This is a genomic window from Actinophytocola sp. (assembly GCF_035762905.1).
In the GTDB taxonomy this organism is placed as follows: Bacteria; Actinomycetota; Actinomycetes; order Mycobacteriales; family Pseudonocardiaceae; genus DASYTH01.
On the sequence record NZ_DASUCC010000103.1, the window covers coordinates 58,734 to 70,884 of the forward strand.

A 12,151-nucleotide genomic window follows, 5' to 3' on the forward strand; every position below is an offset into this window, starting at 1 on the left:
GCTCTTTCCCGCGGAGGCGGCAGCATGACCGAGTACCTGGACCTGGGACCGTCCGCGACCGGTAGGCACTTCCATCCGCTGCTGGACCGATTGCGCGCGGCCGGGCCGGTGCACCGCGGCGAGTTGCCGGACGGGTCGCTGGTCTGGCTGGTCACCCGGTACGCCGACGTGCGGGCCGGACTCGCCGATCCGCGGCTGTCGCTGTCCAAGAAGCACGCCGGGAAGTGGGTGGGCTTCGGGCTGCCGCCGGTGCTGGACGCGAACCTGCTCAACATGGACCCGCCGGACCACACCCGGATCCGGCGGCTGGTCGGGCCGGCGTTCGGCCCGCGGCGCATCGAAGCCCTGCGGCCACGGATCGAGCACATCGCCGCCGAGTTGCTGGCCGCGATCGCCCCGCGCGGCGCGGCCGACCTGGTCGCCGCGTTCGCCGCGCCGCTGCCGCTCATGGTGATCTGCGAACTGCTCGGGATCCCGCCCGCGGACCGGGCGAACCTGCGCGGCTGGACCAACGCCATGCTCACCGGCGCGCCGGACGCGGACACCGCCAGGGACAGCATCGTGCGCCTGATGGTGACGCTGATCCGGCGCAAGCGCACCGAACCCGGCGACGACCTGATCTCGGCGATGGTCTCCGCCAGGGACCGCGGCGACCGGCTGACCGAGGATGAGCTGACCTCGCTGGCCTTCCTGATTCTGGTGGCCGGCTATGAGGATCCGGCCAACCTGATCGGCAACGGCGCGGTGGAGCTGTGCCGCTCGCCGGCACTGTGCTCGACGCTGCTGGCCGATCCCGACGCCGCGGTGACGGAACTGCTCCGCTACGACACCTCGGCCGCGGTGGCGCCGCGCCGGTTTCCCGTCGAGGACATGGAGATCGGCGGGGTGACGATCCGGGCCGGCGAACCCGTGCTGCTGCTGATCAGCTCGGCCAACCGCGATCCTTCCGTGTTCCCGGCGGCCGGCGAGGTGCGCCTCGACCGGTCACCCAACCCGCACCTGAGCTTCGGCCACGGCATCCACTACTGCCTCGGCGCCGGCCTTGCCCGGCTGACGGCCACGATCGGCCTGACCACGCTGGTGCACCGGCTGCCCGGCCTTCGCCTGGCCGTACCCGAGGCCGCCCTTTCCTGGCTGCCGGCATTCCGGGTGCGCAGCCTGACCCGGCTACCCGTCGTCTGGAACCCCTCCGAAGGAGAGTCATGAAGCGCAGAATCCTTGGTGGCACCGGAATCTCGGTCAGCGAGTACGCGCTGGGCGCCATGATGTTCAGCTCCTGGGGCGATCCCGATCCGGACAACGGCATTCGGGTGATCCACGCCGCCCTCGACGCCGGCATCAACTTCGTCGACACCGCCGACGTCTACGGCGAAGGCGAGTCCGAGGAGATCGTCGGGCGGGCGCTGCGCGGCCGCCGGGACGAGGTGGTGCTGGCCACCAAGTTCCACAGCAGCATGGGCCCGGACGCCAACCACTCCGGCAACTCCCGCCGCTGGCTGCTCCGCGCGGTCGAGGACAGCCTGCGCCGCCTGGACACCGACCACATCGACCTCTACCAGGTGCACCGCCCCGACCCGCACACCGACATCGACGAGACCCTGTCCGCGCTGTCCGACCTGGTCCGCGCCGGCAAGGTCCGGGCCATCGGCACCTCCGCGTTCGCCGCCGAGCAGATCGTCGAGGCCCAGTGGGTCGCCGAGCGCCGCGGCCACATCCGGTTCCGCACCGAACAACCCGCCTACTCGATCCTCGCCCGCGACGTCGAGCGCGACGTCCTCCCCACCGCGTCGCGCTACGGCATGGGTGTCCTCACCTGGGGCCCGCTCGGCGCGGGATGGTTGTCCGACAAGGAAATCCGCCCCGGCATCGGCCGCGCCAAGCTCGAAGCCGACCGCTTCGACCTGTCCAACCCCGCCAACCAGGCCAAGCAGGCCGCCGTGGCCGAACTGCGCAAGCTAGCCGCCGACGCCGGCATGCCGCTGACCCACCTTGCCCTGAACTTCGTCCTCGCCCACCCCGCCGTCACCTCGGTCCTCATCGGCCCCCGCACCCCCGACCAACTGACCGATCTCCTGGCCGCCCTACCCTCCACTGTGGACTGGTCGATCCTGGACCGCATCGATCAGACCGTGCCCCCCGGCACCGACCTCAACCCCGACGACCGCCGGCACACCCCACCCCCGCTGGCCGACCCGACGCTGCGCCGCCGCCCCGAGGCCCACTGATGTGCGCCGACCGGCTCGAACGCGCGGAACAATTCATCTGGCTCACCGGCAGGGCCTTGGAACAACACCGCTTCGCCCACGCCTTCCTCGGCGCCCCGGCCGCCGCCGTGGAAACCGCCCTGCTGTCCTACCTGGCCCCCTCCGGCGGCTATGCCCACGCCCTGGAACCCGACCTCCGCGGGCCCGCCCCCGAACCCCTGAGCACCGCCGTCGCCCTCCGTATCCTCACCGAGACCGGCCGCCTCACCAACCTCGACTCGTTACTCTGCTACCTCTCGGAAACATCCACCCCCGACGGCGGCCTCCCCGCCCGCAACCCCGCCGCCGGCGCCTACCCCGCCGCATCCGCCGTCCCCCCCATCCCCAACCCCACCGGCGCCCTCCAGTCAACGGCCCCCATCGCCGGCATCCTCCACCGCCACCGCGTCCAGCACCCCTGGCTCGACCAAGCCACCCAGTTCTGCTGGACCGCCCTCGAGTCCCTCACCGACTCCCACCCCTACGAACTGGCCGCCGCCGTAGAATTCCTGGACGGCACCCCCGACCGCTCCCGCGCCCACGCCGTGTCCCGCCGCCTAGGCGAACAGGTCCGCGACCGCCACCTCGTCGTCCTCGACCCCGACCGGCCCGACGACCACCCCCTCCCCTCCAACTACCCGCCCGGCCTGTACCACTATCCCTACGACTACGCCCCCACTCCCGACTCCGTGGCCCGCTCCTGGTTCACCGATGCCGAGCTGGACCGGGCGCTGGACTTCCTGGCTCACCAACAGGAGAACGACGGTGGCTGGCGCATGCGGTTCCCGGAATGGGCGCCGGGCACGCGCCTGGAGTGGCGGCCGATCCTGACGGTAAATTCGCTGTTGATTCTGCGTTCGTACAGCCGGGTGTGAACTGCCGACCCCAGCAACCGAGGTCCCATCCCAACCCCCGAGTTGCCAACCCCAGTAACCGAGTTGCCGTCCCCAGCAACTGAACTGCGGCCTCCAACACCCGAATTCCCGTCTCCAACACCCGAGTTGCCGGCTGCAGCGGGTGAACCGCCGGTTCCGGTATGCCGGGTTGGCCTGGGTGCCGTCCCCGGCTACGTCGGAACGCTCGGGTCGGTCACCCTGGCAAAGCTGGGCCCGGCGTTCCGCAGCACGGCTGTGGACAGGTGCTCGCCGCACACAGCCGGGGCGCGGCCTGCCCACAACCGTGCACCGAATCACCCGCTCACCTTCCGACCACCGCGAGTCCCACCGCCGACACCCGATTCCTTAACCCGAACACCCGAGTTACCGACCCCAACAACCGAACCCTCGACCCCGACACCCGGGTTACCAATCCCCATTGCTCGAGTTGCCTACCCCACCACCCGAGTTGCCTACCCCACCACCCGAGTTGCCAACCCCACCATCCGAGATGCCGACCCAACAGCCGAACTCCCAACCCAACACCCGGGTTACCCACCCCACCACTCGAGCTGCCGACCTACAACCGAACCTCAACCCACCCCGGGATGCCACACCCCAACACATGAGTTGCCGACCCCAGCAACTGAACTGTCGGCTCCTACACCCCGAATTCCCGGACCCAGCAACTGAACTGCCCGTTCCGGCGGCCGAGTCGCTGACTCCAGTTGGCAACTCCAGTAACCGAATGCGGCTGGCAGCCAACCACAACCGTGCAACCTGCCAAGGTGACGCGCCCTGCCCGGTGCACGGTTGTGGGCAGGCCCGCGCCCGGTGTCCGTGTACGAAGCGGCCTGTCCACAGCCGTGCCGCGGAACGCCGCGCCCCGCTCTGTCAAGGCGCCCACCCCGGCGTTCCGACGCCGCCGGGAACCTCTGCCAACCAGCAAAGATTCCCCTGCAACGCAACTCGAAAACCAAGCGAATGGCACATTCATCCGTCGAACACCTGATCGAGTGAACAATCTGGGAAACGCCCCCCGGCACCGATAGAATGGCGGCATGAGCGCAGCCCAGGAATTCACGGCCCTACGGGGTCCCGAGCTTCCGGCTGCGCTGGTGGAAATCTTCGCCAGAATGCGGCGTGACCATGCCGCCGCGCTGGACATCATCAACGAAATGGGACACCGGCAGACCGAGGTGTTCGCCGGCTACCCCAGCCTCGCGAAGTACCTGTCGGACCTGCTGCGGATCACCACCCGCAAGGCCTCGGCGTTGATCGCGCAGGCTGAGCAGGTCGCCGAATCGGTCACGCCGGTGGGTTATGTGGCGCCGGCCAAACTGCCGCTGGTGCGCCAGGCCTTGCACGAGGGTGTTCTCGACCCGGATCACGTGGAGGCGATCGCCGAGGCGGTGCGGGCGATCCCGGACTGGGCCGGAGCACAGAACCACCAGGTGGTGGAGTCCGCATTGACCGAAACCGCGCGCACTGCCGATGCACGGGTGGTCAAGCAGTATGGGCGGATCCTGCTCGCCCGCATCGACCAGGACGGTGCGGACCCCCATCAGGAAGACACGCTGGCCGAGCCGGTCAACGAGCTGCACCTCACTACCCAACCCAATGGCTGGGTCAAGTTCCGAGGGATCTTGGACCCGGAAGCCGGTGAGGAGTTCGTCAGCCTGATCGGAGCGTTGAGCCTGCCCCAGTCCCCATCCGAGGGTGTGCCCGAACCACGTCCGGCCGAACGCCGCCGGGGCGACGGGTTGGCGCAGTTGTGTCACAGTGCCGCGCAGCTTGATGAGGCCACCGCCGGGGGAACCAAGCCACACCTGCACGTCTACCTCGACCTCAACACCCTCCTGCAGGGCATCGGCACCGCCACGTTGGACGGCGGGGCATTCCTCCCGGCCACCGCCGTGCGCCGCATCGCCTGCGACGCCGGATTGATTCCGGTGGTGTTCAACGGCGAGGGCGTGCCGCTGGATCTCGGTCAGGAACACCGGCTGGTCAAACCCGGCCAACGCAAAGCCCTCATCGCCCGGGACCGGGGATGCGCCTTCCCGGGATGTCATCTGCCGGCCAGATGGACCGACGCACACCATATAAAACACTGGGCGGATGGAGGCCCGACCGACGTCGGAAACATGGTGCTCTTGTGTAGGAGACATCACCGGTTGGTGCACCACTCCGACTGGGCGATTCGGATGGTGAACGGGTTGCCGTACTTCCGGCCGCCGAATTGGCTGGATCCGAACCAGAAGCTGATGCGCAATGTGCTTCGACAATAGACACCGGGCAAGGAGCCAGCGGGCCGACTCGGTTACTCGAGGATTGAGTAGATCTTGTCGGGCTTCAGGCGTACGACGACGAAGTCGTGATCGTCTAGGGGTTCCGGGGCGAACTCGTCGTAACTCATCCCGGTGTACTTGTAGGACAGACGATCCATGAAGCCGTCGCGGTTGGTTACGGAGAAGGTGACGGTGCCGGTGATGGAGGCGTAGGTGTAGGGGGCGGTGTCGGGGTTGACGACGAGGGTCATGCGGTTGTCGCGGCGGAGGTTGCGTTCCTTGATGCTGCCGAAAAGGATGGCGAACAGTACATCGTCGCCGTCGCGGTCGATCCAGACGACGGAGCAGTGGGGGGTGCCGTCGGGGTGGATGGTGGCGACGGTGGCGAAGACGGGGCTGCCGAGGGTCTTGCGGAGGGCGTCGGTGAGCACGACGGGCTCCTTAGGCGGCTTCTTGACGGGTGGTGGCGCGGCGGGGGTGGGTGACCATGGGGAGGGGGCCCATGGCGACCAGGGCGCGGGGTTCGGCGCGGACCTTGGTGCCGGGGACCAGGCGCAGGCTCCAGCGGGCGGCGATCTGGGTCAGCGACAACACCGTCTCCATCATGGCGAAGTTGTCGCCGATGCATTTGCGGCTGCCGGAGCCGAACGGGATCATGGCGCCGGGTGGGACCTCCGCCGCGCGGTCCGAAAGCCAGCGGTCCGGGTCGAACCGGTCGGCATCCGGGAACATGCGCGGATCGCGTTGCAGGGCATAGGAACTGTAGACCAGGATGGTGCCGGCGGGGAGCGGATGGCCGGCGAGCGAGGTGTCCTCGCTGACGATCCGGGTCATCATCCAGCCGGGCGGATACAGGCGCAGCGTCTCGTTGATGACCTGGCGGGTGTAGGTCAGGGTGGACAGGTCGTCGGTGCCGGCCAGGCGGTCCGCTTCGGCGTGCAGCCTGCGCTCGCACTCGCGGTTGCGGTCGAGTTCGTAGAGGGCCCAGCACAGGGCGGTGGCGGTGGTCTCGGTGGCGGCGGCCAGGAAGTTCATGACCATGTCGTGCACCTCGACGTCGGTCAGCGCGGTGTCGCTCTCCTCGTCGTGGGCGGACAGCAGGCCGGACATCAGGTCGCCGTGGTCCACGCCGGCCCGGCGGTACTCGGCGATGATGCCGTGCACGAGGTCGCGCAGCTGGGTCCGGGCCGCCTCGAACCTGCGGTTGCCGGGAGTGGGCAGCCGGTACAGGCCGGCCCACGGTGCCACCACCCGGCGGTACATGCCGTCCATCACGATCGGCAGGCAGGACAGGATCTGCTCGACCGCGTCACCGGCGATGTCCGTGGACATCAGCACCTTCGCGCCCACCCGGGCGGTGACCGCGTGCAGCGTGTCGTTCAGCTCGACCGTGCCGCCCGGCCGCCAGGTGTCCATCTCGGCCGCCAGCTCGTCGTGCATCACCTTGCTGTACGAGGCGATCCGGCTCAGCCGGAACGACGGCTGGACCAGCCGGCGCATCCGCCGGTGATCCCGGTACGGGCAGTTGCCGAGGGTGTTGCCCATCAGCAGCTTGGTCTTCTCGTAGAACGGTCCACCCCAGTCGAAGGTGCGCGGGTCGCGGAGCACCTGGCTGACGAGATCCTTGTGGCACACCATGTACGCCGGGTGTCGGCCCAGGTCGAGCCGAACCAGGTCGCCGTGCTGGGACAGCGAGGTCAGAAACTCCAGCGGGGCCCGCCGCAGTGGAACCGCGTGGCCGAGCACCGGCAGCCGACCGGGCGCGGTGGCCACCGTCCAGGACCGGGTGTTGATGTCGGTCAAATCTCTCATCTCCCCAACTCTCAGAACGGCCTACGGGCGACCACGAGCGCATAGCCCAACTCGGGCAGGGTTCCGAAACGCTCCATCGCATCGACCATGCCGGAGAACTCCCGGTCGGTCAGGCGGTCGCCAACCGAGTCGCGAGCGTCGCGCATCCGGTCGGCGACGAGCGGAAACGACGGCTTCACCGCGTCGCCGATGTCGGTGAACTCGAGCAACTCCAAACCCGCCGCGCGCACCGCCGCCGCATAGTCCGCGCACGGCAGGATCGGACCGTTCTCCCAGTTGGCCGAGTTGGTCTCCAGCCAGGCCGCCGACTCCGGGTCCGCTATGGATTTTCGGAGGCAGAAGTCGGTCACCGCAATCACGCCGCCCGGCCGCAGGACCCGGCGGATCTCGGCATAGGCCTGCGTCCGGTCGGAAATGTGGCTGATCGACTCGATGGCCAGGGCGGCGTCGAACGTGGCGTCCGGGAATGGCAGCTCCCGCATGTCGGCGAGGTGGAAGTCCACGGCGGCTGCCACCGGCGCGGCCAGTGTTCGGGCCAGGCGGAGTTGGTACTCGCTGATCGTGATCGCACTGATCCGCACCCGGTGCGCCTCGGCCACCCGCAACGTCGCCTTTCCGTTGCCACAGCCGACATCCAGCAGGTGTTGACCCGGCTCGAGCCGGCACCGTGCGGCCACCAGATCGGTGAGCCGCTCGGCCGCCTCGGCCATCGTCTCCGGCGGGTTGCGTCCCGCCCAGTATCCGCCGTGCAGCTCGCCGTCCATCGTGTGGATCATCAGATCGGTGACCCACTCGTAGAGCTCGCCGACGGCGTCCGTGCCCACTGTCCCGGCTCCTTTCGGGTGCTGGCCAAAACCGTATTCGCCCGCCCTTAAGCCTCAAGCAAGACGACGGGTTGACGAGTCATATAGCCACCGGCGTTTACCGTCGAGACAGCGGGAATTCCGGGCGAGCGCAAGGAGACGAGCGTGACGGCGGTACTGGGCCTCGGCGGATCCGGGCATGACTGGTCATCCTGCGCGACGGACGGACACCGGCTGGTCGCCGTGGACGAGGAACGCCTGGTACGCAGCAAGTACGGCCTCGGCGCGGATCTCCTCGCCGGAGTGAGCCGCCGGGCCTGCCTGGGCGAGCTGAGATTGTCGCCGGCCGGGGTGGACCATGTGGTGGCCTGCGAGCTGGTGCCGCGCCCGTTCTACCACTCCTACCGCAAGCGCGTGACGTTGATCAACCATCACCTGGCGCACGCCTACAGCGCGTTCGGCGCCTCCGGCCTCGACCGCGCCGCCGTACTGGTCGCCGACAACTCCGGAAGCCTCGTGTCCGGCCGGAAAGCCGGAACCGGCGACCGCGAGGTGGAGACCATCAGCGGCTTCGTCGCCGACCACACCGGAGTCCACCTGGTGCACCGGGTGAGCGGCCAGCACATCCTCGACGCCGGCTCGGAGAGCGCGTACTACCAGCCGGGCGAGACCGACAACTCGCTCGGCCAGTTCTACCGGGCGGCCAGCCTGGCCGCCGGACTCGCCTACACCGGGCCGAAAACCCGGTACCCGGTGAGCGAGGACGGTAAGACCATGGGCCTGGCGCCCTACGGCGACGACCGGTTCGTCGACGAGACGGCCGAGCTGATCACCCTGCTGCCGGACGGTGACGTGCGCATCTCGGCCAGCAAGGTCGCGCACGTTTTCGAGCGGATGACCGAGTCCGGGACGTTCGCGGATCGCGCCGCGCTCGCCCACGCCGCCCAGGAGATCCTGGAACGGGCCCTGGTGCACTGCGCGACCGCGCTGTACGAACAGACCGGGCTGACCGACCTGTGCATCGCAGGCGGCGTCGGGCTGAACAGCGTGGCCAACGGCCGCATCCTCGCCGAGACCCCGTTCCAGCGCGTGTTCGTCGTGCCAGCGGCCGGCGACAACGGCATCAGCCTCGGCTGCGCCTACTACGGCCTGCACCAGCTCGCCGGCACCCCGGTCACCGGCCTGCCGGCGCTGCGCGACGCCTACCTCGGACCCGCCTACCCGCCGGCCCGGCTGGACGCGGCGCTGGCCGGATCCGGCTTCGTCACGAGGAATCCGGACGACCTGCCGGGCACCGTCGCCGAGCTGCTCGCCCGCGGCGAGATCGTCGGCTGGTTCGACGGCCGGTCCGAGTTCGGCCCGCGCGCGCTCGGCCACCGCAGCATCTTCGCCGCGCCATTCCCGGCCTCGGTGCGCGAGCACCTCAACGACAACGTCAAGCATCGCGAATGGTTCCGGCCCTACGCCCCGGTCATCAAGGAGGAGCGCGCCGGCGAGCTGTTCGCGCTCGGCCAGCCCTCGCCCTACATGCTGATCGTGGCCGAGGTGACCCGGCCGGACCGAATCCCGGCGGCCACCCACGTGGACGGGACCGCCCGGTTGCAGACCCTCGCCCGGGAGCAGAACCCCGCGGTGTACGAGCTGCTGACCGGCTTCGAGGCGCTGACCGGCTGCCCGGTGCTGCTCAACACCTCGTTCAACGTGGCCGGCCAACCCATCGTGGAGACGCCGGAGGACGCGGTGGCCGCGTTCGGCGCGATGCACCTCGACCACCTGGTCCTCGGCCGGCTCCTGGTCAGCCGCACCTGATGGTTCCGCACGTCCCCGTCCTGATCGTCGGCGGCGGGCCGGTCGGCCTGGCGGCGGCGCTCTTCCTTGCCCGCCAAGGGATCCGGCCGTTGCTGGTGGAACGGCGCGGCCGCACCTCGCCGATGCCGAGAGCCACCCACGTCACCCGGCGCAGCATGGAGCTGTTCCGGGAGGCCGGCATCGAGCCGGAGATCGCCCGCGCCGGCTTCGAGGTGGTCACCGCCGCGGACCCGCGCGTGCTGTCCGATCCACACCGCACGCTGCCCCGGCTGGTCGTGGCGGTCGACTCGATCGCAGCCGGCGTCCGCAACGCCGAGATCCTGGAGACCGGCGAGGAGGAGCTGGCCGTGCCGGGGCCGTGCCCGCCGTACTGGTGCGGCCAGGACCGGCTGGAACCGATCCTGCGCGCGGCGGCCACGCGGGCCGGCGCCGACGTCCGGTTCGGCCACGAGCTGGTCGGCCTCGACCCCGGCCGCACCGGTGTCACGGCGCGGATCCGGTGCGGGGAAACGGGAAGCACCCGGACCGTGCGGGCCCGTTACCTGGTCGCGGCGGACGGCGCAGGCGGCCGGACCGCCGACCGGGTCGGCATCCCGTTCACCGGCCTCGGCACGATCGCGCACCGGATGACGATCCTGTTCCGCGCCAACCTCGACCACCTGGTGCGCGGTCGCCGGTTCTTCATGAGCATGATCGAGAACCCGGCGTTCTCCGGCGCCATCATGCAGCTCAACGACCGCGACCGGTGGGCGGCGGCGATCGGCTACGGGCCGACCACCGGCCGGACCCGCGCGGACTTCACGCCGCAGCACTGCCTGGCCCTGATCCGGGCGGCGATCGGCGACGACGCCGTCGGCGTCGAGTTGGACGGCGTGTTCCGCTGGGAGGCCCGGCACCGGGTGGCCAGGACCTACCGCAGCGGGCCGGTCTTCCTGGCCGGGGACGCCGCGCACCTGCACCCGCCGTCGGGCGGGTTCGGCTCCAACGTCGGCTTCCAGGACGCGCACAACCTGGCGTGGAAGATCGCCGCGGTCTGCCGCGGCTGGGCCGGCGAGGACCTGCTGGACAGCTACGACCCGGAGCGCCGGCCGGTCGGTTCGGCGACCGCGGAGCAGTCGCTGCTGCTCGACGGGGTCCCGGCCGAGCGGCTGGGCGGCGCCACCCCGTGCGATCCGCGCACCCTGATCATGGGCTACCGGTACGACTCGCCGGCAGTGCTCGGCGCCCGCCCGGGCGGCCCGTTCCCACCGGTGTTCGACCTGTCCTGGTCGCCCGGCACCAGGATGCCGCACGTGCGGATCGGCCCGGTGTCCACTTTGGACCTGGTCGGCCGGCGGTTCACCGTGTTCTCCGGCGATCCGGGTTGGCACCAGGCCGCCGACCGGGTGCGCACCCGGTCGGGCGTGCCGGTGCGCGGCCACCTGCTGGACGTCGGCGGCGTGGCGCTGGTCCGCCCGGACGGCTTCGTCGCCTGGCGGCACACCGGCGCGGTGCCGGACGACGCCGACAAGGCCCGGCTGCTGTCCTGGGTGCTGGGCAGGATCGTCAGACCAGCCCGGACCTACCGGGAGTCCAGTGCGCCTGCGTCTTGACCGCGAACCGCGGCCAGTTCCGCTCGCTGACCAGGTGCCGCACCACGTGCCGGCAGGTGGCGGACTCGCCGGCGACGTAGGCGACGCCGTGCCGGGCCGGCAGGTCCAACTCGCGCACCGCGCGCAGCAGCACCCGGGACGCCACCGCCGGGGCACCGCCCCGGTGCACCCAGGGCAGCGTTCGAGAGCCGGCGGGCCGCGCACCGGCCGGTCCCGCACCGGGCGCGGCGAACTCCTCGTCCGGGCCGGTTGTCTCCAACACGCCGTAGGCTTCGGCGACGTCCGGCACGGCGGCCAGCATGGTGAGCAGTGGGACAGCACCGGTCTCCTCGCCGACGAAAACGTGGTAGGGGGCGGCGGGGTCCAGCACGATCTTGTTTCGTGGCACGCCGATCCACAGCCGGTCACCGATCTCGGCGGTGCTCGCCCAGACGCTGCCCGGGCCGCCGGGATCGTGGAGCAGCACGCGGATGGTGAGCGCGGCCGCGGCTGGCTGGTGCGTCCACACCGAGTAGGTGCGCAGCACGGTCTGCCCACCGGAGTCGGGAACCCCGATCGGAAGGTGGGCGCCGGGCTTGCTGGGCAGCGTTTTCAACGCAGGGCCACGGAACCGGATCTCGCGCATCCGCGGCGTGACGGCGCGGACCTCGGCGATCCTGACCTCGAGCATTCGGGTGTCGCGAAATGGCATTATTCCAGGATTTTAGCACCGTCTTGCTACGTTGGCCG

10 protein-coding genes are annotated in these 12,151 nt (G+C 70.2%); 6 read left to right on the forward strand and 4 right to left on the reverse strand.

The genetic code is table 11. The features are described 5' to 3' along the window. The first annotated feature begins 24 nt into the window (after nt 1-24). From VFV67_RS23110 to VFV67_RS23125, 4 genes are all read left to right on the forward strand, one after another. Nucleotides 25-1,206 (forward strand): cytochrome P450, encoded by a 1,182-nt coding sequence (locus tag VFV67_RS23110; RefSeq protein ID WP_326472710.1) that lies wholly within the window; start codon nt 25-27, stop codon nt 1,204-1,206. Continuing rightward, entirely contained in the window at nt 1,203-2,225 is a 1,023-nt protein-coding gene (locus tag VFV67_RS23115) for an aldo/keto reductase (RefSeq protein WP_326472711.1), read from the forward strand. Before VFV67_RS23110 ends, VFV67_RS23115 begins: the two co-directional genes overlap by 4 nt. 56 nt (nt 2,226-2,281) lie before the next feature. Beyond that, nucleotides 2,282-3,118: a hypothetical protein gene (locus VFV67_RS23120; protein WP_326472712.1), complete on the forward strand. Its 837-nt coding sequence runs from the start codon at nt 2,282-2,284 to the stop codon at nt 3,116-3,118. Between the two features lie 1,061 nt (nt 3,119-4,179). Beyond that, nucleotides 4,180-5,406, forward strand: coding sequence for an HNH endonuclease signature motif containing protein (locus tag VFV67_RS23125; protein WP_326472713.1), 1,227 nt, complete (start codon nt 4,180-4,182; stop codon nt 5,404-5,406). Nucleotides 5,407-5,438: 32 nt separating this feature from the next. Here VFV67_RS23125 and VFV67_RS23130 read toward each other — a convergent pair whose 3' ends face one another. From VFV67_RS23130 to VFV67_RS23140, 3 genes are read right to left on the reverse strand one after another with little or no spacing between them, the layout of a single operon-like run. After that, on the reverse strand, nt 5,439-5,837 hold the full coding sequence (locus tag VFV67_RS23130) for a PPOX class F420-dependent oxidoreductase (RefSeq protein WP_326472714.1): 399 nt from the start codon (nt 5,835-5,837) through the stop codon (nt 5,439-5,441). Nucleotides 5,838-5,847: 10 nt separating this feature from the next. Then, on the reverse strand, nt 5,848-7,218 hold the full coding sequence (locus VFV67_RS23135; RefSeq protein WP_326472715.1) for a cytochrome P450: 1,371 nt from the start codon (nt 7,216-7,218) through the stop codon (nt 5,848-5,850). A gap of 11 nt (nt 7,219-7,229) precedes the next feature. Then, nucleotides 7,230-8,042, reverse strand: a complete 813-nt coding sequence (locus VFV67_RS23140; protein WP_326472716.1) for a class I SAM-dependent methyltransferase — start codon at nt 8,040-8,042, stop codon at nt 7,230-7,232. 144 nt (nt 8,043-8,186) lie between these two features. Here VFV67_RS23140 and VFV67_RS23145 point away from each other — a divergent pair, with 144 nt between their 5' ends. Both VFV67_RS23145 and VFV67_RS23150 read left to right on the forward strand, forming a co-directional pair. Beyond that, on the forward strand, nt 8,187-9,830 hold the full coding sequence (locus VFV67_RS23145; protein ID WP_326472717.1) for a carbamoyltransferase family protein: 1,644 nt from the start codon (nt 8,187-8,189) through the stop codon (nt 9,828-9,830). Further along, nucleotides 9,830-11,422 carry an FAD-dependent oxidoreductase gene (locus VFV67_RS23150; protein ID WP_326472718.1) on the forward strand — a complete coding sequence of 531 codons (1,593 nt, stop codon included), beginning with the start codon at nt 9,830-9,832 and terminating at the stop codon, nt 11,420-11,422. The genes VFV67_RS23145 and VFV67_RS23150 overlap by 1 nt, the downstream gene beginning before the upstream one ends. On the opposite strand, the gene VFV67_RS23155 is transcribed toward VFV67_RS23150, so the two are convergent. Beyond that, the gene (locus VFV67_RS23155) at nt 11,376-12,113 is read right to left on the reverse strand and encodes a siderophore-interacting protein (RefSeq protein ID WP_326472719.1); all 738 of its coding nucleotides are present in this window, start codon (nt 12,111-12,113) and stop codon (nt 11,376-11,378) included. The two genes, VFV67_RS23150 and VFV67_RS23155, sit on opposite strands and share 47 nt — an antisense overlap. Nucleotides 12,114-12,151: the final 38 nt, after the last annotated feature.

Excerpts from the sequence above, each read along its gene's own strand:
- VFV67_RS23110 (WP_326472710.1), top strand. The coding sequence starts at position 25 with ATGACCGAGTACCTGGACCTGGGACCGTCCGCGACCGGTAGGCACTTC.
- VFV67_RS23115 (WP_326472711.1), top strand. The coding sequence starts at position 1,203 with ATGAAGCGCAGAATCCTTGGTGGCACCGGAATCTCGGTCAGCGAGTAC.
- VFV67_RS23125 (WP_326472713.1), top strand. The coding sequence starts at position 4,180 with ATGAGCGCAGCCCAGGAATTCACGGCCCTACGGGGTCCCGAGCTTCCG.
- VFV67_RS23135 (WP_326472715.1), bottom strand. The coding sequence starts at position 7,218 with ATGAGAGATTTGACCGACATCAACACCCGGTCCTGGACGGTGGCCACC.
- VFV67_RS23150 (WP_326472718.1), top strand. The coding sequence starts at position 9,830 with ATGGTTCCGCACGTCCCCGTCCTGATCGTCGGCGGCGGGCCGGTCGGC.
- VFV67_RS23155 (WP_326472719.1), bottom strand. The coding sequence starts at position 12,113 with ATGCCATTTCGCGACACCCGAATGCTCGAGGTCAGGATCGCCGAGGTC.